Annotated in this window: 27 protein-coding genes and 1 pseudogene; 15 read left to right on the top strand and 13 right to left on the bottom strand. The window is 56.6% G+C overall.

What is annotated here, in order from left to right:
• A partial coding sequence (locus VJ956_RS14480; RefSeq protein WP_324085750.1) for a putative bifunctional diguanylate cyclase/phosphodiesterase occupies positions 1 to 2,033 on the bottom strand: 2,033 nt, incomplete at its 3' end.
• Positions 2,034 to 2,300: 267 nt separating this feature from the next.
• On the opposite strand from VJ956_RS14480, the gene VJ956_RS14475 reads away from it, so the two are divergent.
• From VJ956_RS14475 to VJ956_RS14460, 4 genes are all read left to right on the top strand, one after another.
• Positions 2,301 to 2,834 carry a macro domain-containing protein gene (locus tag VJ956_RS14475; protein WP_324085749.1) on the top strand — a complete coding sequence of 178 codons (534 nt, stop codon included), beginning with the start codon at positions 2,301 to 2,303 and terminating at the stop codon, positions 2,832 to 2,834.
• 44 nt (positions 2,835 to 2,878) lie between these two features.
• Positions 2,879 to 3,343 carry an AtaL-like protein gene (locus VJ956_RS14470; RefSeq protein WP_324085748.1) on the top strand — a complete coding sequence of 155 codons (465 nt, stop codon included), beginning with the start codon at positions 2,879 to 2,881 and terminating at the stop codon, positions 3,341 to 3,343.
• 562 nt (positions 3,344 to 3,905) lie between these two features.
• Entirely contained in the window at positions 3,906 to 4,268 is a 363-nt protein-coding gene (locus VJ956_RS14465; RefSeq protein ID WP_324085747.1) for a rhodanese-like domain-containing protein, read from the top strand.
• A gap of 195 nt (positions 4,269 to 4,463) precedes the next feature.
• The gene (locus tag VJ956_RS14460) at positions 4,464 to 4,856 is read left to right on the top strand and encodes a glutaredoxin (RefSeq protein ID WP_324085746.1); all 393 of its coding nucleotides are present in this window, start codon (positions 4,464 to 4,466) and stop codon (positions 4,854 to 4,856) included.
• A 130-nt stretch (positions 4,857 to 4,986) separates the two neighbouring features.
• Here the strand turns inward: VJ956_RS14460 and VJ956_RS14455 are convergent, their stop codons facing one another.
• Together VJ956_RS14455 and VJ956_RS14450 are read right to left on the bottom strand one after the other, a co-directional pair.
• The gene (locus VJ956_RS14455; protein WP_324085745.1) at positions 4,987 to 5,370 is read right to left on the bottom strand and encodes a PAS domain S-box protein; all 384 of its coding nucleotides are present in this window, start codon (positions 5,368 to 5,370) and stop codon (positions 4,987 to 4,989) included.
• Between the two features lie 100 nt (positions 5,371 to 5,470).
• Positions 5,471 to 5,962: an MOSC domain-containing protein gene (locus tag VJ956_RS14450; RefSeq protein WP_324085744.1), complete on the bottom strand. Its 492-nt coding sequence runs from the start codon at positions 5,960 to 5,962 to the stop codon at positions 5,471 to 5,473.
• Positions 5,963 to 6,185: 223 nt separating this feature from the next.
• On the opposite strand from VJ956_RS14450, the gene VJ956_RS14445 reads away from it, so the two are divergent.
• Positions 6,186 to 6,515, top strand: coding sequence for a TraR/DksA family transcriptional regulator (locus VJ956_RS14445; RefSeq protein ID WP_324085743.1), 330 nt, complete (start codon positions 6,186 to 6,188; stop codon positions 6,513 to 6,515).
• A 64-nt stretch (positions 6,516 to 6,579) separates the two neighbouring features.
• Positions 6,580 to 6,909 carry a rhodanese-like domain-containing protein gene (locus VJ956_RS14440; protein WP_324085742.1) on the top strand — a complete coding sequence of 110 codons (330 nt, stop codon included), beginning with the start codon at positions 6,580 to 6,582 and terminating at the stop codon, positions 6,907 to 6,909.
• Between the two features lie 57 nt (positions 6,910 to 6,966).
• On the opposite strand, the gene VJ956_RS14435 is transcribed toward VJ956_RS14440, so the two are convergent.
• Together VJ956_RS14435 and VJ956_RS14430 are read right to left on the bottom strand one after the other, a co-directional pair.
• A complete protein-coding gene (locus VJ956_RS14435) occupies positions 6,967 to 8,955 on the bottom strand; it encodes a hypothetical protein (protein ID WP_324085741.1) in 1,989 nt (662 codons plus the stop codon).
• A gap of 260 nt (positions 8,956 to 9,215) precedes the next feature.
• Entirely contained in the window at positions 9,216 to 9,938 is a 723-nt protein-coding gene (locus VJ956_RS14430; protein ID WP_324085740.1) for a DUF938 domain-containing protein, read from the bottom strand.
• Between the two features lie 29 nt (positions 9,939 to 9,967).
• On the opposite strand from VJ956_RS14430, the gene VJ956_RS14425 reads away from it, so the two are divergent.
• From VJ956_RS14425 to VJ956_RS14415, 3 genes are all read left to right on the top strand, one after another.
• On the top strand, positions 9,968 to 10,423 hold the full coding sequence (locus VJ956_RS14425) for a CopD family protein (RefSeq protein ID WP_324085739.1): 456 nt from the start codon (positions 9,968 to 9,970) through the stop codon (positions 10,421 to 10,423).
• A 171-nt stretch (positions 10,424 to 10,594) separates the two neighbouring features.
• Positions 10,595 to 11,455, top strand: coding sequence for an ion transporter (locus tag VJ956_RS14420; protein ID WP_324085738.1), 861 nt, complete (start codon positions 10,595 to 10,597; stop codon positions 11,453 to 11,455).
• A gap of 219 nt (positions 11,456 to 11,674) precedes the next feature.
• Positions 11,675 to 12,280 (top strand): M15 family metallopeptidase, encoded by a 606-nt coding sequence (locus VJ956_RS14415; RefSeq protein ID WP_324085737.1) that lies wholly within the window; start codon positions 11,675 to 11,677, stop codon positions 12,278 to 12,280.
• A gap of 49 nt (positions 12,281 to 12,329) precedes the next feature.
• On the opposite strand, the gene VJ956_RS14410 is transcribed toward VJ956_RS14415, so the two are convergent.
• From VJ956_RS14410 to VJ956_RS14390, 5 genes are all read right to left on the bottom strand, one after another.
• A complete protein-coding gene (locus tag VJ956_RS14410) occupies positions 12,330 to 12,896 on the bottom strand; it encodes a DUF2845 domain-containing protein (RefSeq protein ID WP_324085736.1) in 567 nt (188 codons plus the stop codon).
• Positions 12,897 to 12,917: 21 nt separating this feature from the next.
• On the bottom strand, positions 12,918 to 13,190 hold the full coding sequence (locus VJ956_RS14405; protein WP_324085735.1) for a CDGSH iron-sulfur domain-containing protein: 273 nt from the start codon (positions 13,188 to 13,190) through the stop codon (positions 12,918 to 12,920).
• A 179-nt stretch (positions 13,191 to 13,369) separates the two neighbouring features.
• Positions 13,370 to 14,113 (bottom strand): 3-oxoacyl-[acyl-carrier-protein] reductase, encoded by a 744-nt coding sequence (fabG, locus tag VJ956_RS14400; RefSeq protein WP_324085734.1) that lies wholly within the window; start codon positions 14,111 to 14,113, stop codon positions 13,370 to 13,372.
• 120 nt (positions 14,114 to 14,233) lie between these two features.
• Entirely contained in the window at positions 14,234 to 15,313 is a 1,080-nt protein-coding gene (locus VJ956_RS14395; RefSeq protein ID WP_324085733.1) for an alpha/beta hydrolase, read from the bottom strand.
• Between the two features lie 88 nt (positions 15,314 to 15,401).
• On the bottom strand, positions 15,402 to 16,070 hold the full coding sequence (locus VJ956_RS14390; RefSeq protein ID WP_324085732.1) for a glutathione S-transferase: 669 nt from the start codon (positions 16,068 to 16,070) through the stop codon (positions 15,402 to 15,404).
• Positions 16,071 to 16,325: 255 nt separating this feature from the next.
• On the opposite strand from VJ956_RS14390, the gene VJ956_RS14385 reads away from it, so the two are divergent.
• From VJ956_RS14385 to VJ956_RS14375, 3 genes are read left to right on the top strand one after another with little or no spacing between them, the layout of a single operon-like run.
• Complete coding sequence (locus VJ956_RS14385) at positions 16,326 to 17,639, top strand: MFS transporter (protein WP_324085731.1); 1,314 nt, start codon at positions 16,326 to 16,328, stop codon at positions 17,637 to 17,639.
• Entirely contained in the window at positions 17,639 to 18,202 is a 564-nt protein-coding gene (locus VJ956_RS14380; RefSeq protein WP_324085730.1) for a hypothetical protein, read from the top strand. Before VJ956_RS14385 ends, VJ956_RS14380 begins: the two co-directional genes overlap by 1 nt.
• Before the next feature lie 30 nt (positions 18,203 to 18,232).
• The gene (locus VJ956_RS14375; protein WP_324085729.1) at positions 18,233 to 18,412 is read left to right on the top strand and encodes a hypothetical protein; all 180 of its coding nucleotides are present in this window, start codon (positions 18,233 to 18,235) and stop codon (positions 18,410 to 18,412) included.
• Here the strand turns inward: VJ956_RS14375 and VJ956_RS14370 are convergent.
• Entirely contained in the window at positions 18,405 to 19,277 is an 873-nt protein-coding gene (locus tag VJ956_RS14370; RefSeq protein ID WP_324085728.1) for a patatin-like phospholipase family protein, read from the bottom strand. The two genes, VJ956_RS14375 and VJ956_RS14370, sit on opposite strands and share 8 nt — an antisense overlap.
• A 185-nt stretch (positions 19,278 to 19,462) precedes the next feature.
• Between VJ956_RS14370 and VJ956_RS14365 the strand changes: the two genes are divergently transcribed.
• Positions 19,463 to 20,170 carry a VWA domain-containing protein gene (locus VJ956_RS14365; RefSeq protein WP_324085727.1) on the top strand — a complete coding sequence of 236 codons (708 nt, stop codon included), beginning with the start codon at positions 19,463 to 19,465 and terminating at the stop codon, positions 20,168 to 20,170.
• A 20-nt stretch (positions 20,171 to 20,190) separates the two neighbouring features.
• Positions 20,191 to 20,931: a DnaJ domain-containing protein gene (locus VJ956_RS14360; RefSeq protein WP_324085726.1), complete on the top strand. Its 741-nt coding sequence runs from the start codon at positions 20,191 to 20,193 to the stop codon at positions 20,929 to 20,931.
• A gap of 86 nt (positions 20,932 to 21,017) precedes the next feature.
• On the opposite strand, the gene VJ956_RS14355 is transcribed toward VJ956_RS14360, so the two are convergent.
• Positions 21,018 to 21,161 carry a DUF3096 domain-containing protein gene (locus tag VJ956_RS14355; protein ID WP_324085725.1) on the bottom strand — a complete coding sequence of 48 codons (144 nt, stop codon included), beginning with the start codon at positions 21,159 to 21,161 and terminating at the stop codon, positions 21,018 to 21,020.
• A gap of 275 nt (positions 21,162 to 21,436) precedes the next feature.
• Here VJ956_RS14355 and VJ956_RS14350 point away from each other — a divergent pair, with 275 nt between their 5' ends.
• Positions 21,437 to 21,772, top strand: a complete 336-nt coding sequence (locus VJ956_RS14350) for a hypothetical protein (protein ID WP_324085724.1) — start codon at positions 21,437 to 21,439, stop codon at positions 21,770 to 21,772.
• A 177-nt stretch (positions 21,773 to 21,949) separates the two neighbouring features.
• Here the strand turns inward: VJ956_RS14350 and VJ956_RS14345 are convergent.
• A pseudogene (locus VJ956_RS14345) lies at positions 21,950 to 22,090 on the bottom strand (2OG-Fe(II) oxygenase); the annotation flags it as partial.

The raw sequence follows: 22,090 nt of genomic DNA, 5'->3' as shown, positions 1-22,090 counted from the left end.
TAAAACCCCTGAATCGAATCGCAGCCGAGTGCCCTGAGTTCTGACAACTGGCTTTCGGTTTCCACACCTTCCGCTACCACCTCAAGTTCCAGCGCGCGGGCCAGCTCGATGATGCCTTTCACCATCGCGCGCTTGCGCGGGCTGACATCGACTTCCGCGACGAAAGCCTGGTCGATTTTCAGTTCGCGGAAGGGCAGCTTGCTGAGGTAGCTCAGTGAGGAATAGCCAGTACCGAAATCATCAATGGACAAGCGCATTCCTTTCTGGGCCAGGGCCTCCAGAATGGAACGGACGGGTGCGAAATCGAGCAGGAAGGCGGACTCGGTGATCTCCACCGTCAACGCCTCAATGCCCAGATTATAGTGCGCAAGCCGCTCAAATAACGAGTCGAAGAATCCTTGTCGACGTATCTGGTGAGCGGACACATTAATCGCCACCCGCGGTACTGCAAGACCCTGCTGATGCCATTGCCATATCTGACCAAGCACTGCATCCACCAGTTGCTCCATCAATGGGTGAATGAGTCCGGTTTCCTCGGCCAGGGGAATAAAACGACCGGGGGATACCATGCCGCCCCGGGAAAGCGGCCACCGGGCCAACACTTCCATGCCACAAAGGCTACCGCTGTTCGCGTCAAATTGTGGCTGGTAGTAAGGCACGATGGTGCCATCCTGAATCGCGTCCTTGAGGTCTTTCTCCAGTGCCATGGCTTCGAGTACAAGCCGGCTCATTTCCGCGGAATAGAGCTCAAAACTCCGGTCGGCATCCTTGCGCACCCGCTGCAAAGCCAGATCTGCCTCGCGGCGAAGCCCGTCAGGTGTTTTGGCATCATCCGGGAAAACCGACAGCCCGAGCTTTACCGATACCGACAAGACAGAGCCTCCGTCGAGTTCCAGTGGCTCATCAAACAGCGCGATGATCTCGTGCCCCAAATGGTGGACGCTTTCCGGCGTGTCCAGGTCCTGAGCCAGAAACAGGAATTGATCGCCTTCATAACGCGCCACCATGTCGTTACCGTAAAGGACCGACTGCAGGCGGGCGCCAATCTTTCGTAATGTCTCATCCCCCTTTTTGAAGCCCAGGCTTTCGTTGACCCGGTAAAAACGAATCACGTCCAGTGTACCAACCACCAATAAGCGGCCTTTCTCCGTTGCATATCTGATCGCGTCCTGAAGACGCTCTTCGAAAGTGACGACATTGGGCAATCCGGTAACCCGGTCATGCATCACCAGGTGATGGACCTGGTTCTCGGCCGAACGTTGGTCGGTTATATCCAGAATCAGGCCATCCCAGATCGTGGAGCCGTCATCCAGTCGGCGTGGTTGCGAAATACTGCGTAACCAGCGCAGCTCGCCGCAGGTAGTGTAGGCGCTCAGTTCCATTTCCAGTATCGAGAGACTCTGCCGGGTTTTATCCATGGCATGATAGAGTCGTTCCTGGTCTTCCGGGAGTATGCAATCCAGCACAGCGCGCGGATTGACCCTGGCCCGTTCGGGGTCGACACCGAGTTGTGCGGCCAGATCTCCGCGAAGGAAGTTGTAGACAGCGTCACCACCCGGGCGCTGTACGCGTTGGAATATGCCGCCAGGGAAACGGTCGCCGAGCAGGGTGGCGTCCTGTTGGTGCGCGGCCGGTCGTAATCTGGAGTTCTCCTGGGAGATATCAGAGACAATACTGACCGCGGCTATCGGCTCATCGGTCTCGTCTCGAATAATGCCCAGCATGTTCTCCGTGTCGAACGTGGAACCATCGCGGCGCCGCATTATGAAAAAACAGTGAAAACTGTCCTTTTTCGACTCCAGCATGTGCTCGGATATTGCGCCGAACCGATGAAAGCTGTCGTCATCAACATGCAGCATCTCGGTGGTGTGGCCACGGAGCTCTTCCGGTCGCCAGCCGAAGACACGATGTACGGCATCACTGACCGCGAGGATACGACGCGTCTTCCAGCCCACCAGGAAAACGGATTGGTTATGGGCAAGAAAGGAGGTCCTGATCAGATTCGTCCCTGACAGCTCTGGAATCTTGAACATTCATTCACCACAAGGTTGTGCAGAGGGATTACATTGCTCAATCCAGCTGATCACACCGAGCATACCACGCGGTTGGTCGTGCGTTTGAAGCAGGACTGCCGCCAGAGGAAACGGCTCTCTTCAGGAAACTTTAACAGACCAGGAAAAATCGGGACAGGATAAAAGAACCAGCAGACTTTAGCGTGCTGAGGGCAGCGGCTTTTAACAGGTTTTGATTAATGATATTTGTAGGCAAGAGATCCTGAATTTTATCGGCAGCGAACTGTTATGACGAAGCGAACCATAGGGAATGTCACTATCGAATGTGTGCAGGGTGATATTACTGATCAGCCTGATATTCATGCCATTGTCAATGCGGCTAACGCCGAGCTGCTGACTGGTGGCGGTGTCGCGGGTGCGATTCATCGGGCAGCAGGGCCGGGCCTGGAGGAGGAGTGCAAGCCACTTGCTCCGATCCGGCCGGGTGAGGCGGTAATCACCGGGGCGCACAATCTGCCCAACCAGGCGGTCATTCATTGCCTGGGGCCGGTATATGGCCGGGACAAGCCTGCTGACGAATTGCTGTCGGCCTGTTACCGCAATGCGCTGGACCTGGCTGAGAAACATCAGGCTGCTTCGATCGCTTTTCCCGCACTATCGACCGGTGCTTTCGGCTTTCCCAAGGAGCCGGCGGCCAGGATTGCCGTGGAAACGGTGCATGGTGCGGTAGCCGGACTTTCTTCAGTGCGATTGGTCCGGTTTGTGCTGTTTGATAAGGCAAGCCTTGAAGCGCATGAACGGGTTCTGCGTGAGCTTGCCTGAGCTGACATTCGCAGATCATGCCAGGGTAACAGACAGGAGACCAGATGGCGTTTGAGCACATTGTTCAGGTAAACGACCTGACCAGGCCAGAGCTACCAGCCCTGACCCGCTTTCAGATCTGGGAAGGGCTGGTGCTCAGAGCCCGGCGCCCGGACAAGTTCCTGGTAGGCGTTGACGACTATGAAATTCTCGAGCAGCAACCGGCCTACCTGAAACGATGCCTGCAACTGCCCGGGTTGCAGGTTATCGACGAAGTCAGGTTTTTTCCGGAGACGAGAGTCGAGTACCGGACGCAGCCAACGGAAACGGTTGCGGCTGCAACACTCGTCATGGACATTGAAGAGCCGGAACCGGAATCAATTTTTGTCCGTTTTCGCTATCACTCCGCCAGCATCGAGAACGCGGGCGATACAATGGCGTATGACCAGTTTCTCCATCAGGCCTACGTGGCCACTGATATTGAGACAATTCAGATTATCCGCGAACTGGCGGGGACGGGGGTGTTCTGATGATGGCGCCCGACAGAGTCTGGTCATTGTCCGGCTGTGGGCTGCTTTGAGGCCCAGATTGCCAGTTCTTTTTCGTTCTTGAGTTTTTTCATGGCCGCTCCCGGGCTTGAGACTGCTGTTCAGAGGCTTCCTAGATCTCGATAAACCGCGGCACCAGCATCAGCCCGACTCCTACCGCCACCATTTCCCAGGCACTGCTCGCCAGATACGGATACACTATCATCGCAATGCCGCAGTAACGTGCCACCAGATTCCTGGTTCGTCTTGCGTACATGAAGTACCCAAAACCAATACAGCCAAAGAGCAGCGCGAGTAAGATGTCAGCAGGTTCCATGGGGTGAGATCCTTGAGCAAAACGGGACAGTTCTGTTTCAGATATAATGGTGGCCTGATGTTGGCTGATACGCCAACTTTGTCGACCGGGCTGTCACTCTGTATTTGAGAAATAATCAGCAGGTTATAAAACTTTGCCTCAAGGATTCTGGTGCGATAGCCGACTATGCGCTGGTTGTTGCAGGCAAATCCGGTTGCCAGCAAAACCCCCGAAAAGGAGTAACTCATCATGAGTCTGAAAACCTTGCAAGAGATTGTTGCGGAAACCAAGTCCTCGTTGCATTGCCTGACTCCGCAGGCGGCCCGGGAGTTGCTTTCCGAAAACAGCGATGCCCTTGTGCTTGATGTGCGGGAGCCCGGCGAAGTGGCTGAAAAGCGTCCAGCCGGCACCATCAATATTCCACGTGGTGTGCTCGAGATGAAAATCACCGAACATACAACAGATCCGGACCGGAACATTCTCTTGCATTGTGCGACCGGCGGTCGTGCAGCGCTGGCGGCTGCAGCGCTGACGCATATGGGCTTTCATAACGTCAGCATCATCGACTGCAACTGTGATGAACTGATCACGCATCTCGGTACGGGACACTAGATGGAACTGTTTTATGCTGCGCCCATACCGTTTGTACGGGTTCGCCCGTGGTCACCGCGGATATCAGAGAAACGAGGTGAGGTATCGGATCAACCGGCTAAAGTGGTACCTTCATCACCGCTATCAAGCATTCAGGTCGAGCCTGAAAGCCGAGACCTGGCAGGCCGCCTTCAATCCGGAGTTTGAGTCTTACCCATGAGAATGATTATTCGTTATTTTTTCCGCACCCTGCGCCTGGTGCTTACACCCTTTATGCTGCTCAGCGAAAAGCTCAGCACCCCGCAGGCCATGACCCGCAGCGCTGAAGAACAGGCCCGCGCCGATGCCGCCAGCAAAGATCTCGCTCTGTACCAGTTCAGCGCCTGCCCGTTCTGTATCAAGGTGCGCAAGGAAATCGCCCGGCTCGGCCTGAACATTGAAACCCGCGATGCTCAGCATGACCCCCAGCATCGTTCGGCGCTGGAGGCCGGTGGCGGCCGTATCAAGGTGCCCTGCCTGAGAATTCGCCAGGAGGATGGCAGTGAGCGCTGGCTGTACGAGTCCGACGATATCAAGGCCTTTCTGCAACAGCGATTCGGCCAGGCCTGAGCGCAGTTGCTCACAGGCAATCGTCAGTTGAACTGCGCCCGCGCTCTTGATGACTGACTTACCGGGCAATTCCCGCTCGCGCCGGGTGCCCGGGGTCAGTCGGGAAGCGGGCCTGCTCTGGCCCTGGATGTCAGTCCAGGGCTCGCTGCACGGCGACGTAATGCGTGGCGCTGGTGCCGTCCGTTATCGCCGAGACTTTCCATTCGATCGTGAAAGGTGTGCCATCCTTGCGATAGTTGACCGTGCTGCCATGAAACGTGCGGTTGTTCCGGAGGTCTTCAGACAAGCGATCCGTCACCGCTTTATCAGTGTCCGGGCCCTGTAGCAGCCCGGGAGTCTTGCCCCGAACTTCTTCCGCTTCATATCCGGTCATCTCGGTGAACGCCTGATTGACATAGATTACGACGGAGTTTTTGTGGTCGTCAGTGGCTTCCGTCACCATTACAGAGTCAAAGGTCAGATCAGCAATAGCCTGGAAGAGAGGGGATTGCAGCAGTTCTGTGGAAGTAGTCATATATCTCCGCTGTCGTAGATTGATTGCTCCCGGCTGGCCGCGCCTGCTCTATGAGTACGGTATTTAATGCAGACTGTATCAGTTTTCATCGGGCCCGGTTTTATACCCGGGCCCTGACCTCGTCCCCAACAGCAATGTCACCCCCTTCAACCACCCGTGTAGTAATACCTCCATGACCGCGCATGGCATTGTAACCGCCGGGACCAATCGCAGTTTCCATTTTGCTGCAGGGGTGGCAAAGGCCGGTGTATTCCAGTACCACACTGCCGATCCGGAACCGCTTGTCTTTCAGGGCCAGCAGGTTGATGCCAGAGACCACTATGTTGCGCCGGAAAATGTCCGGGGCAATGGCGCCCCGCTGCGCGCAGGAGGCAATGGCGTGCAGGTGTTCCTGCTGGATCAGGGTGACCTGCCGCTTGCTGTTCTCACGGCCCCTGAATCGATCACCTTCCAGGCCTTTGCCCGGTGTGACCGCTACGCTGTCGAGCACCTTCATGGTTTCATCACGGGCGGGGCGGATGCCGATCCATTCCACTCGTCCGGTCTGCGGGAGGGTGTCGAACAGGGTCTGAAGTGAGGTTTGTTCAGGCATCGGTCAGCGCCCGCTCGCACTGGCAGAACAGTTCTGCCGAAAAAGACGGTTTTCGCTCATCTTGAAATCCTTAATGGCGGGGCCCGGAGGGTCCAGGCCGGTTGCAGAAACTGGCACAGATTATTGCCGGAGTCAGTTTTGACAAGCATCAATTTCCTGTCATGATTATGCGTTATTGTAGGCGTTATTTGGCCGGGTAAAAGTCCCGGCACGGGAAATCTTTATGAGTAATCGCAAGTCCGAGCTTGAAACCCTTCGCGCTGACCTGAAGGCGCGGCTGGAAAAGTATGAGGCCCATCAGCATCGCCATGACGGCGCCCTGGAGAAGGACTCCGAGGAGCAGGCGGTGCAGACCCAGAATGATGAAGTAGTGGATTCACTGGAAGAGGAAGTCCGCTCAGAACTGTGGCAGATCGAACGTGCCCTGGCTCGACTGGCTAACGGGCAGGGTGAGGAGTGCGAAAATTGCGGCGAGAACATAGATCCGCGGCGGTTGCAGATATTGCCTTACACCACTCTGTGTATAAAATGCGCGGAAGCCGCAAGCAATTAGATCTTCCGGCAAGTCTGGTCGTAACGACCGGTGTTCGAGTCCCAATGCAAGGAGTGAACTGGTTATGAGAGCCTCTTTTTCAATGAAGGCCGTCCTGATATTTCTGTCACTGGTGCTTTTGCCGCTGGCGGCTCAGGCGGAGCGGGTGTGGATTGATGTCCGCACGGAAGCCGAGCATCGGCAGGATCATATTGATGGCGATCCGCTCATGCCACACCAGAATATTGTGGCGCAGGTCAGCGAGCAGTTTCCGGATAAAAACAGGGAGATTCACCTCTATTGCCGCAGCGGAAACCGGGCAGGTCAAGCCAAGTCCGCCCTGGAAAGTGCAGGCTACACCAATGTAAAAAACCGGGGTGGCATTGCCGACGCGCGGGAGGCGCGTGACCTCTAGTGTCCCGTCTGGTTAATTCGCAGTAGGTCAACGAATTAACCAGACGGGACACTGGGCCTAACGCTCAGAAGCCCAGCTGCCTTTCGCCAGATCCACAACCCGCCTGACCTCATCGGCCGGGACATCGCCCGGCTCACTGAGCTCGAGCGGGTCATAGTGAAAGACGTACAGGCGGGAGACGAACTCGGCCACCGGTAACGAGGCCTCACCATAGCGCTCGTTGTGGCCGTGGGTGGAGGTAACGATGCCTTGGCCCCAGTCCTGCCCGCTGTCGTTATTGGGGTTGAAAAAGTAGACGCGCATGGTTTTGTCGGCATCCAGCGCAAGCCGCTGGATGGTGATAGCGTGCCAGCCAAGAAAGCGCGTGGCGCTGTCGGTTACCGCAATGCCGGCCGGTTGTGGATTGATGACCGGGATGTTGCCGTTGTAGAGTGGATGGTAGGAAGCATAAAAATCGCGGATAAATCCGTCGAAGTCTTTGAGGCGACCGGTGAATACGTCCACGGCAATACGAAACCCGTGGCCGACATGATCGCCATGGAATTCGGCATTGACCCATTTGTGTGGATCTTCCCCACGCCCGACACTGCGTCGACCCATTTCAAAATAGATGCGATCCAGGAGCGGCACGGTCAGCAGGGATACCGCATCCACTTCCACGGGTGGCTCGGTAGCCAGGCCGGTGCCCAGTTCCCGCGACGATATGCTGTTACCTTCAAAGCGCATTACGATCTCATCGTCCCGCGCCGCCCAGGCAAGGATCCGCAACAGTTCTGCCGGCATGTTGTAGGCCCACATGGACAGGGCGCGGGTGGACTGGCAGGTGGGATAGTTGCCCTGTCCGATGCCCAGCGGGCGGCCAAGCACATTGAGTACGTCGGCGAGCAGAAAGCACTCGGGGGAGCGGCTGCTGCCGAAGACGGCCTCAATCTTCCCGGCGGCGGCCTCGCACAGTGGCAGGCGTATCTGACGCCACAGCGAAGGCGCCAGCGGAGGCGAATACAGGATGCCCCGCTCGAGCATCATCGCGAGGCCGTAGGCACACTGGCTGGTCTCCGGAAACAGGGCCTCGTCAATCAGGCGATGGATCAACGCGGGGTAGCAGTGAAAAGCATCGGCACCGGTATAGCTTAATCCCAGGGCTGTGGGAATCAGCTCGTTCCAGCGACTACGCAGGTAGCGTATGAACACCGGCATGTAGGCCGACACCAGACCGGTATTGTGCATGGCCTGGGCAAAGGCGATGGCCTCCTGCAGCAGGGTGGCATCGTCCATTTCCGCCAGTCGCTCGGCGTAGATTTCAAACCCGGGATCTTCACGGCAACCGTCGGTCGGGCTGAACACGGCGTTAATCAGCTGCACGGCGTCGTCGTTGACTTCGCCACCCGGCGCGTCCGGTTTTTCCAGGCAGACCGCTATCTGGGTTACCATCTGTTTGACGCCATCTACCTGAACCGGGCGCTGGGTCAGAATCCGCCAGACTTCAGCCACCAGATGTTGCAGCAGGTTTTCATAGCCAAGATGCTGAATAAGGTAGTGATACAGATTCTGAACGGCATGACCGAGCCGTTCCGGCCGCAGGCGGTCGCTCTCCTGAAGATTACTGACCACCAGATCAAGGTTCAGCGCCAGGGCCTGAGCGAGAAAGTGGCTGGCGTGTTCCGCCGAGATCGACGGGTGGATGAAGTCGCCTTTCGCCACTGCCAGAAGGCGGATCTGGCTCAGGCTTTCGACCATGGTGGCGGCCGGTTCGCCATGGCGGACTGTGCGTGCGGCCAGGGAAGGGACCAGTGTCTGCGGGTAGTCCCAGTCGCTGCCGCCAAAAAAACCGGCGGCTTCAATATCAGGCACGCGCGCGTAGAGCGCTTCCAGGCCTTCCGGACTGAACATCAGGGGCTTTGCGGTATCGATGACTTCAAAGACCGGCGAGACGCCCGCAATGGCATTACGTTCAGCAAGGCGATGAATGGCTGCGTCCAGTGGCCTGACCAGCTCTTCTGATGCGCCGTTGCTGCGGTTTTCGGGGTCGTGTTTAGCGCTGCACATAGAATCGTATGATTCAGCTAACTTCAGGACATGTCAACCTGGCCTTATGCCCGGGCTGACCTGGTGCATTGCAGTCACCGATGCTGGCAGGGCCGGGGGCTATATCGCCGATCATATTTCTCTTCCGCCGGGACGATATGGAGGCACACCTGAAGGCGTTAGAGACAGGAGCAACCCGATACCTGGTCAAGCCGGTGGACACTCTCCATTTGATTAATCTGCTTGATGCCCTGACCAGCCGGCAGCCGGCGACTCCCGGGTTATACCGGTCTGAAAACCAGCAGCCGGTTGTTCGCAGGCATATTGAAAATCGCCGACAGCACCAGTCCCACTTCCCGGCCCAGTCGCGACAGATCTTCCAGATCCCGGATGCCCATGTGTGGTGCCCGGGCTCTCAGATGCTGGTCAAACTGTCTGTTACTTTCACTGGAAAACTCATCCTGGTTGTTGAATGGGCCATACAGACAAAATGCCCCTCCGGTTGCCAGACGTGCGCCAATATTGCCAAACATCTGTTCAACCTCCCACCACGCCATGATATGGGCGGTGTTCGCTGAGAAGGCCCAGGTGAAGGATTCAACCGGCCAGGGAGACGTGCCGACATCCAGCTCAATGACCGGCAGAATATTGGGCAGCGCCGCCTGGTCCAGCCGGGGGCGGCAGATAGCCACCGCATCCGGACGGTCGGTCGGTTGCCACTGCAGGTGGGGCATTCCATCCGCGAAATGCACGGCATGCTGTGCGGTTCCTGTGCCCACTTCCAGTACTTTGCCCGGCCCGTCAAAGATCTCACGGAGTCGTTCCAGGATCGGGGCCTTGTTGTTCTCACAGGCCTGAGAAAAGGGCAGGCTGGTGGCCATGAAGCTGGCATCCTGACAGGAATGTGTTGGCATGGTATGCCAGTGAACCGGTTTCAGCAATTGCGAAAACGGTCTGCGAATGGCCTGGTATTTGGTTATGATACCGGTGAAATTTTTGTTCAACACACCACTTCTTATGCGGGATCTGCTTTATGAGTCTGGCTATCGCACTACATGTTCTCTCTGCTGTAATCTGGGTTGGCGGCATGTTCTTCGCCTATATGGCCATGCGTCCTGCGGTCGTCGAGGTGATTGACGCGTCACAGCGGGGCAAGCTCTGGTGTCATACTCTGGCCCGGTTCTTTCGGTGGGTATGGGCGGCGGTGATCCTGCTTCTGGTGACCGGTTACTGGATGGTCTTCAGTGTGTTCGGTGGCATGGCGGGTGCCGGCTGGCATATCCACGCCATGCAGACGCTGGGGATTGTGATGATCCTGCTCTATCTTTACGTCTATTTTGCCCCCTTCCGGCGGTTGCAGCAGGCCGTTGCCAACCAGGATCCACAGGAAGGCGGGCGCCAGGTGGGGCAGATTCGCAGGCTGGTGGGTACCAACCTGATTCTTGGGCTGATTGTGGTGGCGATCGGCGCCGGTGGGCGGTATCTTTAAACCCGGCAACAGCGTCACCAAAGGATGTTATCAGGTTGCTGAGGTCAACGATGCTCTGCTCCGGCGCCACTGCTGTTGCCATGAAATGGTCCGCGCTGGTCATCAGGACCCGGGTCCGGGTCCGGTCACCGAACGGCCGGATTGCCAGTGGCAGGCAGAGAGGAGGTCTGGATGGCTAATGTGAAACCGGGCGGCCTGGGCCTCAAAATGCGGCTGTTTCAGATCATTTTCGAATCTGACACCCGCCTCGGCAAGAGCTTCGATATTTTTCTGGCTTTGCTGATATTTGTCAGTGTCGGGATAATTCTTCTGGACAGTGTTCCGGAATATCATGCCCGCTTCGGTGAGCTGTTTTACCGGTTGGAGTGGGGCGTGACGCTGCTGTTCACCCTTGAACTCGGCCTGCGTATTTATTGTCTGGAAAAACCGAAGCTCTATCTGAAAAGCTTCTATGGTGTTATCGACGTCCTGGCCGTTATGCCAACCTGGCTGGCACTGCTGTTCCCGGGCGCGCAGACTCTGGTCGTATTGCGCCTGCTGCGTACTCTGCGTCTGTTCCGGGTACTGGAAATGATGACGGTTGTGGGGGAGGGCCGCCTGCTGCTGGACGCACTGATTCGCAGCCGGGACCAGATCCTGCTGTTTCTGTTCACAATGCTGATAATTGTGACCATCTTTTCTTCCCTTCTCTATCTGATTGAGCCGGTAGAAGCGGGCTTTTCCAGTATTCCCAGATCCATTTACTGGGGGGTGGTGACACTGACAACGGTCGGCTATGGCGATATAACACCGGTTACAGCCTGGGGACAGTTTATCTCCATAATGATCATGTTGGTGGGTTACTCGATTATTGCGCTTCCCGTTGGCGTTTTTTCCGCCGAGGTCATTCGTGCTCTGCGTGCCGAGCGCTACTCCGATGAAGCCTGCCCGGGATGCGGTAGACATCGACACGAAAGGGACGCGAGATACTGTAAATACTGCGGTACCTGGCTTGACGAAGAGAAGCCCGAGCCCAGGACCTCGAAAAGCTAGGGTTCATGGGGTCCGGACCGGCTCTGGCGCTGATGATCGAAGACTGACATCAGGCAGAATCCAGAAATGTGTCCTAACATTGGTAAGACAGGTTCACTATTAAAGAAGTGAGTCGCGAACGTCATCAATGTATTTTATGACGCCATTTGATTGGGATATCGTAAGTTTGCCGGTTACGATGAGGTTCGGTGTGGAAGGTCAGGGATTCGGAGGTTCAGGATGAGCGACAGATTATTTGGCGAGGATGTGCTTTTCTTTCAACGACTGCTGAAGTCGGAAGGCTTTTATCGCGGCGCGCTGGACGGGTTGTGGGGCCCTCTTTCCGAGGCAGCCGCTGGCGCTTTTGATGCCGAGTATGAAAAACTGAAGGACAGACTTGGCACCTTTGACCGGCGCACGGAACAGAAGATTTCGTCCCTCTCCATCCGGGCTCAGAGTGAAGCTCGCGAGTTCATGACCCGGGCGTTGAGCCGGGGTGTGAATGTGAAAATTATCTCCGGAACCCGTACTTACCAGGAGCAGAATTCACTCTTTCGCCAGGGTCGCTATGGTAACCCTGGCCCGGTGATCACGCGGGCACGGGGTGGCCAGAGCAATCATAATTTTGGCATTGCCTGGGACATCGGTATTTTTGCGGAAGACGGGGCCTATTCGACGAATCAGAGCGATTACGATGCGGTCGCCGAATACGCCACCGGTCCGCTGGTGTGGGGCGGCAGCTGGCGTTCGTTCAAGGACTCTCCACATTATCAACTGGCAACGGCCGAAACCCGGATAAGCTGGGTTCGCAGTCGCTTTGAGCAGGGCGAACCCTACGTAGTCTGAGGCTTATGGTTACCGGGGCAGACCGCCGCCCACAGCCCCCGTGAGGATGCTATCTGCTGGGACGGGATGCAATATCCACAACCTGTCCGTTGCGCAGTCTGACAACCTGCCGGAACTGATTGTCTGAAAAGTCGTATAACCACTCCTGAACCAGCACAGCTTGCCGGGTTTGCCAGCTTTTCGCATGCCGTTGGCTGGATGGGAACTGCCATTCCACCCTTCTGGATTCGGGTTCGCCGCAGCGCGCAATCAGTTCGTATTCAGTTCTGGCGTGCCTGAGGGTATTGAGATCGCAGCTTGGTGAGTCGGAAACGTGGAAGCCGTAGCCCAGGTCATCAACTCGGGCGAGCGTGCCATTGCGAAAGACCATACGCCGGATAAAGCGCTGCGGGCCCGGGTTGTAATACCAGTGTTCTACGGTCTGAACCACGCCAAGTCCGGGAATCGTCGTCGTTGGGTATTCCGCGACATAGTCCGGTGGTCCGCAGCTTTCCTCTACCTCAATGGGCCAGGCTCCCTCATTGACCAGCGAACTGCCGCAGCGAGTCGCGCTCTGGCCGGCCTGGGCAAGGGTGGCGAAGGCAACCAGCGCCAGTAATTGGTGAAGCCTGATCATTGTCTGACTTTGCTCCGGTTTCTAGCCCGGCCCTTCTGTGCCAACCTGATCGTTTTCAAATCTGGCGTGGGTGCCGTCGCAGAACGGTGCATCGCTGGTGTGTTTGCACTGGCACAGGAAGGCTTGCCCATTTTCTTCGGCCTCATAGCGTTTGGGGGTAAAACCCGTTCCTGCGTGGGAGCCGTCGCAGAAGGGCTGGCCACTGGAGCGTCCACAGACGCAGAACATGTATTTCTTGCCTTCTTCCAGCGTGACTTTCTTGGGTTTGTTGTCCGCAATGATGGGGTTGCTCATGGGCTCTCTCCTTGGTTGTTGTAATGGAACCGCCACGGCAGGCAATCAGCAATCTCCAATCTTGCTTAAAGCGCTCACAGGATGGAGGGCGACCGTTGCTACCCGCGTATTGCAGGCAGCACGGACACCAATTAAGCCACAAGAGCCAGCGGTTGCAATGACAACCGACTCTGGCGGTATTACATGTAAACACCGCCGTTCACGTTGATCTGCTGGCCGGTGATGTAGTCTCCCTCTGCTGCCAGGAACACCACCGCGCGGGCGATTTCCTCGGGCTGACCAAAACGAGCCATGGGTATGCGGGCAATGATCTGCTCGCGGATATTCTCCGGTACCTGGGCGAGCATTTCGGTCTCGGTGAAGCCGGGAGCAATGGAATTGACCGTGATGCCGTTTTTGGCCGTTTCCAGGGCCATGGTCTTGGAAAATGCGATGATACCGCCCTTGCTGGCCGCGTAGTTGGCCTGCCCGAAGTTACCGGCCTGCCCAACGAACGAGGTGATGTTGATGATGCGACCGAATTTCTGGTCCAACATGGTTTTCAGTACTTCGGAGCATGTCGCGTAGACACTGCCGAGGTTGGTATCAAGGACCTCGTTCCAGTCTTCATCAGTGAGTTTTTTCATCGACTTGTCGCGGGTGATGCCGGCGTTATTGACCAGGATGTCGATGCGCCCCCACTGCTCCTTGACCTGCTGTATCAGGCTCCGGGCCGCTGACATGTCGGAAAGATCTGCCTGGATTGCCAGTGCCTTGACGCCTTTGGCCTCAATTTCCTTGAGGGCTTCATCTGCGTCAGACTGACGTGAGCGGTAGTTGATGGCAACGTCGGCGCCGCGCGCGGCCAACTGCAGTGCAATGTGGCGGCCGATGCCACGAGAGCCGCCGGTGACGATGGCTACTTTACCCTTTAGATCTTGCATAATGTTCTCCTTGAGTCTTTTTTTTGTTCACAGTGGAGTTTTATCGATTTTTTTTAAAACGCCAGCTTCAAGCTAGCAGGCCATTTTTGAGCCGACAAGAAATAAACGCAAGATGTTGCTTTACCTTGAGCCTGCCTCGACCCGTGACAGAAACTCCCTGATATGCTGGAACGCTTCCTCTGCTTCCGGTATCAGCGGTGTAAACAGGTGCCATACATGTACCATTCCAGGCCAGGTTTCAATTTCAACGGGCGAGCCGGCCGACCGGGCTTTTGCCGCATAGCGTTCGGCGTTTTCCAGTAAAATTTCCGATTCGCTGGCATGGATAAGTGTTGGTGGCAGATTCCGCAAATCCCCACGCAGAGGCGATGCCAGCGGGTTGGAAGGTAGTACGCGCATGCCCATAACTGTGCCCCACCACAGCAGTGGCGGCGGAATCCGGGACAATTTTTTAACAGTTGGCCCCAGCATGACATCGGTTTTCAGATTGGGCTGGTCGCCGAGGGAGGAAAGTATCAGTTCGGTGGACGGAGATAGTGCAATCGCAGCATCCGGAGGGTGCAGACCCTGGTCACGTATCCACGCGATCAGCCCCAGGGTATGACTGCCGCCAGCAGAGTCCCCCGCCACGACGATGAAGTCGGCCGGGGCCATCCCGTCCGGGCCATTTTCCAGCATCCATTGGTAAGCCTGGCGGCAGTCCCTGATGCCGTCCATATATTGGTTTTCCGGCATCAGCCGGTAATCGACGGCGAATACGCAGGCCCGGGCCAATTGCGACAACCGGTCGGTGATGGCGCGATGGCTTTTGGGGCTGCCGGCGATCCAGGAGCCGCCGTGAATATAGAGAATGCGACGGCCCGGCTTTGCCCTGGGCGCAATGACCCACTCTCCCGGAGGAGCGTCGCTGGCCGGGGTCCGGATTTCGGAGGCCAGCTCAAGGTCATCTCTCATGTTGTCCATATAGTTACGCAATGCCTTTACCCGAGCGCGGCCATGGCGCCCTTTAGCGGCCGTATGCAGACCCTTGACCATTGCGATAACCTGCCGATGGGCTTCACTTTCCTCGGGGCGGGGGAAAGCTCCGCTGTCATTTCCGGCGCCCCGATTCCGGCGCAGGATGAATACTGCGGCAGCAATCAGTGTGACCAGGATCAGTCCGAACCAGAAAACTACGAACCAGGCGACTCCAAATATCATAGGCAGACTTTATAGGGTTTTTGACAGGGTTTGTGGGGTTCTTTCATGAGCGTGACATTGGCCTGCAGCAGAATCTGAAAGCATCCGCTCAGGCAAAATCATATTTCCCGCCCTTTTCGAGGGCTCGTTGATAAGCAGGTCTGGCGTGCACTCTTTCAACCCAGGCTGTGATGTGGGTCCGGTTGTCGCCGACCATACCCCGGGCAACGGCGGCTTCCAGCGGAAAACTCATCTGAATATCCGCCGCGCTGAGTTGGTTTCCCAGAAACCAGGTGTTCTTTGCCAGGTGGGACTCGACAAAATCCAGGTGGGTTTTGATCATCGGGCCGATGAACGTTGCCGTGGTTTTGTCGGCGATGCCCTTTGCCACTGGTCTGATAAAGAATGGCATCGGGCTGGTTTTTACCTTTTGGAACACCAGCCGCAATACCAGCGGCGGCATGAGCGAGCCCTCAGCGTAATGCAACCAGTAGGTGTAATCAAGCCACTGCTGGCCGCCACCGGCCGGCAGCATGGTGTCCTTGCCATAGGTGTTGGCAAGATATTCGATAATGGCGCCGGATTCAGCCACCACCAGATCGCCGTCGGTGATCACCGGTGATTTGCCCAGCGGATGTATTTCCTTGAGGCTGGCGGGTGCCAGCATGGTTTCGGGGTCACGCTCGTAACGCCGGACCTGGTAGGGCACTCCAAGTTCTTCCAGCATCCAGAGAATGCGTTGTGAGCGGGAATTACTGAGATGATGGACTGTAATCATGTATCAACTGTCCCTGGTTTATCCGGCGCCTGGTTCCAGTCTGCTGTCGGGCATTGACTGAAACCATATCAAAAACCGATCATTACAGGCAGACCTTTATTATAATCATCAGCATTGTGTGAACCCGGGCCCAGAATGAGCAGGTCAGATATCAAGCCCGGGTTCAGCCACAAAATGGTTTGCCGTCGGAAACAACAACTTCTAGTCTGATAAAGCTAACGCTGAGGCTGGTGCGCAAGTGCCGGAGAGAAAATCGTGAAGTCGTTATCGAGTACAGGATTTGCTTTTTTTGGCGCGTCCCTGATTGCAATCAGTTACGGGCTTGCGCGCTTTGCCTTTGGTCTTTTTGTGCCGCCCATTCGCACCGAACTGGGTCTGACTCCCGGCCTGATCGGTATCATCGGTGCATTGCCGCTTGTCAGCTTCGTGCTGGCCACGCTGGTTGCTCCGCTTGCAGCCGATCGCCTCGGCGCCCGCAATACGGCAGTGCTTTCCGGTGGTTTTGGTGTGATTGGACTGGGGCTGATCAGCCAGGCTTCTGGCGCGCTTTCGCTCGGGGTGGGGGTGTTTGCCTGCGGTATCTGTACCGGTCTGATGATGCCGGCGCTGACAGCAGCCATGCAGGTGCTGGTTGATCGTTCGGTGCATGGGCGGGTCAGTTCCGCGATGAATGCGGGCACCAGTATCGGTATCATGATTGCCGTACCGACGGTTCTGTTCATGGCCGGCCTCTGGCGCTACGCCTACATTTCTTTCGCCATTCTTGCGGCGATCGGGGTTCTTGCTGCCTGGTATTTTATTCCCTCGGTGTCCCGGGTTGCGCCTTCGAATGCGGCGCCGCCGGCGCCAATCACTGCGCTGCAGTGGTGGCGGCTGTTCAGGCTTTCGCTATTTGCTTTCGTGATGGGATTCGTCTCCGCCGCTTACTGGATCTTTGCGCCCGATCTGGTGGTCACCCTCGGCGAAATGCCCTCTGCGGCAACCGGGTGGCTCTGGCTGGCGGTTGGTTTCGCCGGGCTCGGGGGCGCAGTGGTGGCTGATCTTGCCGATCGAAACAACCCGCCCGTGACTCAGGCGCTGATGCTGACGATGCTGGCCGCCAGCCTGTCATTGTTGGCCGCCAGCCCCAGCCAGACATTGCTTGCGGCATTTTCCGGGCTGGTTTTTGGCCTGGCCTATATGAGTCTCACGGGTCTCTATCTGATGACAGGCATCCGGCTGTTGCCGGGCCGGTTGTCGATGGGTCCGGTGCTGCCATTCCTCGCGGTTTCGCTCGGTCAGGCGGCCGGCTCACCGATCGTTGGCCTGCTGGTGAAGAACTTTGGCTACAGTGATGCGTTTGCCGCCTTCTCCGCTATCGGTATCGTGTTGGCACTGCTTTCGCCGCTGTATCCGCGTTACATTGATCAGGCGCCCCCAGAGCCGGCGGAAGAGGAGACCGGCCTGCAGGCGGCCTACGACTACCAGCTTCAGGACGAGCATGGCGAACCCTATACTTACGACACTGAAGAAAGCGCTGATGATCAGTCAGTTTCCGGGAATCAGAACAAAGAAAGGTCTGAATCGTGATGGCTTTCGATTTCCTGCGTGGATTTCTGAGGGAACCTGGCCAGGTGGCGTCAGTGGTCCCCAGTTCACGATTTCTCGAGCAGCGTATCGCCACGGCATCAAATCTGGCTGCGGCCAGGCGGGTGGTGGAGCTGGGGCCCGGAACCGGGGGTACTACCCGGGCGTTTCTGCGGCATCTTGGTCCGGATGCACAACTGCTTTCAATCGAGGTGAGTTCTTACTTCCATGAACTGCTTGGCCAGATCGATGACCCGCGCTACATCAATCATCTGGGGAGCGCTGATGAGATTGCAGAGATTCTGAAACTGAACGCAATGGGGCAACCCGATGTTATTATCTCCGGCATCCCCTTCTCGAAAATACCGGAGGCCGTTGCTACCCGCGTGGTGCAATCAGTAAGGGATAACCTGGCCGAGGGGGGGCGCTTCGTTGCGTATCAGTTCCGCGCGGATGTCGCCGTGATTACCAACCCGATCATGGGCAGGCCTGCAAGCTGTTCACTGGAACTGCGAAATATCCCGCCGATGCGGGTCTACAGCTGGCTCAAGACGCAGAATTTCTGAGCCGAGAGTTACTTTCCCCGGAGATTCGCCATGGGCACACTGCTGACAATCCTCGCTGTTCTGTTTCTGGGCCTGATCATCGTTGTTCCGTTGATTGAAAAATACGCCCCCAAGGGCGACAGCCGGGACTACAGCCATATCACCCGGTGGATCCTGCCCCTGGTGGCGCTGCTGATCGTGTTACAGCTGCTCCGGCATTATTTTATGTAAAGCGTTTAAGGCTTTTGAAAATGTCGGGCACCTTGAGCGGCAGCAGTGCCTTGGCGCCTTTTATGAGCCGGATCGCAATATTAACCCGTTTATACCAGAGCAAACGCTGAATTTTTTTCTTCATCGGGTGATAGCCTTCCAGGTAAAGTTCGTCCACACAGTCGGAGTTGTTGGTGAGGCTGTAACCGCCCAGATCCAGTGGCACTGCTATATCCGCTTTTTTCAGTTGTTTGCGGGTATTGAAGTCGATACCGATGTTGATGGCGTTGCTGATCACATCAAACGTATTCTCCGGCTTCGGATAGCGGGAGACGTGGCTCAGGTCAATGGCCACGATAATACCGGCGTCCATTTGCTTCAGGGGCGATATCGGGACATTTTCAACCAGGCCTCCGTCTACCAGAATCCGGCCATCTACCTCAACCGGAACAAACAGGCCGGGCACGGCCATGGACGCACAGACGGCATCGGCCAGATTGCCCTTTCTGAAAATCAGTTGCTCGCCGGTTTCGATATCCGTTGCGCAGATAGCCAGAGGAATGTCGGCATCTTCAATGCGGCAATCCCCCAGATCCCGATGAATCATTTCGCGAATGGTTTTGGTACTGAAGAGACCACCGCGTTCCAGAGTAAAATCGATAATCTTGGACAGATTCAGCGTGGAACAGATCGTCAGGATGGACTCCGCCGGGCGGCCAAAGGCGTGATAACTGGCGACCAGAGCCCCTACGCTGGTTCCTGAAATACAGTGAATCTTTATTTGCTCTTCCTCGAAAGCTTTCAGCACGCCAATATGAGCAATGCCCTTGGCAGCGCCGCCGCCGAGTGCGAGACCGATACGGGTATTAAAGGGATTGAGTTTCATGAATCAGCCTGTTGGGATTTCAGCGGAAGTTAACAGAGCAAGTCTAACAGACTGGATTCACGGACAGGATCAATCAGGCAAATAATGCGGAGCTGTGACTGGCATTGTCTTTTCCGCCATCAGGTCCGCCAGGCTGCTAAGCTCGTATTGAACTATCAGCCAGCTTACACGGATTTCAACAGCTTATGTCCGACAAAGATTTATCCACCAGATCCGATAAACAGTCCATCGACCAGTTTATCGAGAAGGTCCGTACCTTGCCCCAGACCGGTGCGGGGCCAGGTGGCAAACCGGGGCGACTGATCTTCGCCCTCGACGCGACCGGCAGTCGTGAGCCGACCTGGGATCAGGCCTGCCACCTGCAGAGTGAGCTGTTCATGGCGACCCGGGATCTCGGTGGACTGGCGATTCAACTGTGTTATTACCGTGGTTTTGGCGAATTCCGGGCCACGAAGTTTGTGAATGAGACCAGCCAGTTGCTGAATCTGATGAATGGCGTCTCCTGTCTGGGTGGCCGCACCCAGATTGGTCGGGTACTGGCACATGCCGTGAAGGAGACCCGGGCAGAACCCGTCAGGGCTGTGGTGTTTATCGGGGACTGCTGCGAAGAGCCGGTTGACGAGCTTTGCCATATTGCTGGCGAACTTGGCATGCTGCGGACCCCGGTATTCATGTTCCATGAAGGTGCCGATGCTCACGCCAGGGCTGTATTCCAGCAGGTGAGCAAGCTGTCCGGCGGCGCCTATGCCCCCTTTGACCGCAACAGCCCGCAGGTGCTTAAGGATCTTATGGCGGCTGTAGCGGTCTATGCGTCCGGGGGGACCAAAGCATTGCAGGATTTTTCCAGCCGCAGTTCCCCGGAAGTCAAGCGCCTGACCCAACAGATCAGATAGCAAAAACCGGGAGAGTCTCAGTGCCATTAACGCTGCTGGTTATCGTAATGACCATTGTCGCCTGGGTATGGCTTCGCAGCCAGCCGCCCAGCCAGCGCAAACCGGCAATTATCAAGCTGGTGTTGATTGCGGCTATCGCGCTGGTCGTTCTGCTGGCGGTGACTGGCCGGCTGCATTTTATTTTCGGTTTGCTGGCGTTTCTTTTACCGTTGCTGCGCCGGATGCTGCCATCCTTGCTGATGGGGCGCATGGCAGGAGCAGGGGGAGCTAAAGCGAAAGCGGGCAACCAGTCTCACGTTGCCAGCGATATTCTGGATATGAGTCTGGACCATGACTCCGGCATCATGAGCGGCAGCATCCTGAAAGGGCCCATGAAAGGGCGCGAGCTGGCGGACCTGGGCGAGAGTGAATTTCTCGAGCTGTTGCAATACTGCCGTGAGCAGGACCAGGACTCTGCCCGGCTGCTGGAAACCTACCTTGACCGCCGGTTCGGTGATTCCTGGCGGGCTGACGATGATGCCGGCGCTGACAGGGCTGATGAAGATAACAGCGGGCAATCTGGCGATAGCACCAGGGCCGGTGGCCCGCTGACCATAAACGAAGCGCAGGACATTCTGGGCGTCGAGCCCGGCGCCAGCCGGGACGAGATCATTCGGGCCCACCGCCGGATGATGCAGAAAATGCATCCGGATCGGGGCGGAAGCAATTATCTTGCGGCCCGGATCAATGAAGCCAAAGAGCGGTTGCTGAATGAAACCTAGACAGTGTCCCGTCTGGGCTCTCAATGCGCTCAGTGGCTCAGCAGGTTAACGAAGCAGCCAGACGGGACACTGGCAGCCGGGCAGTTTCAGAAAGAGTGGCCGAGAAGCCCGAGTACACCCAGAGTGATCAGGTAGCCGGCAACGATATAGTTAAGCAGCTTGGGGAACACCAGAATACCGATGCCGGCACCAAGGCTGATCAGCGGTGCGAGTTCGATATGTAGGGTCATAGCGGGTTATCCTGTCTCGTATTGTCGGTTTCTGCCCCGGCAGTCTGGCACCTTAAAGCGAACATCCGGGAGTATGTTCGCCATTCTGCCTGTGTCTGGTAATGACAGCCAGACTGATTACGGTTATTTATTACCAGCTTGCGGAAGCCATCGCTGCAAGCAAGGGCGATTGCGCGGTGCGGACTGGTAAATACATAGAGAAAAGCTTTGAGAGTATGTAAAGTTCATAGCCGGGACCGACTATACACTTACACCGTCGCCGGGAGTAACACCCCATGAAAACAGCCGCCAGTCTTGCAGCGCTCCTGATTCTGTTCAGCCCCGCCAGCTGGGCCCAGGACACGGATTACGACAAGCGCAACACGCACATTTTCTGCTCTTCCCACCTGGCCCTGGTGATTGACTCGCTGGATGAAGAGGGACGTGGATACCAGGCCCTTGCCTCGCTGTCACGCATGCATCGGGATGCGGGCAGAACATTGGGGGCAACCAAAGAGCACTTTGACCAGGTCGCCGGATACCTGGAAAAAGTGCGCAATGACGACCAACAGAAATGGAACAGTCTGTCCGCCCAGAGCAAAAGGGTCTGCCTGCCCAAATCTGATGACTGACCAGTGTCCCGTCTGGCTAATTCGTTGACCTACTGCGTCGCGCCTTTCGGGAGCCACTGAGGAGTTTGATAGCCGTGTTGCGCTGACTCGATTTGGAACCACCAAACCTTCGCCATCGCGCCTTGCTCTCAAACTCCTCAGTGGCTCAGTAGGTTAACGAATTAGCCAGACGGGACACTAGCTCCGGGTCAGGGCAAAACTGAGTAGCCAGCGACTGCCGCGCTCAATTTTCGAAACACCATGCTGGTATAGATCAGGACGGAACAGATATAGCCGTCCGAACAGGTTGAACATGTTTTTCTCACAGAAAAACTCGCC

It is taken from the genome of Marinobacter sp. (assembly GCF_035268745.1).
GTDB lineage: Bacteria > Pseudomonadota > Gammaproteobacteria > Pseudomonadales > Oleiphilaceae > Marinobacter.
This window is presented reverse-complemented; position numbering and strand designations above follow the sequence as displayed.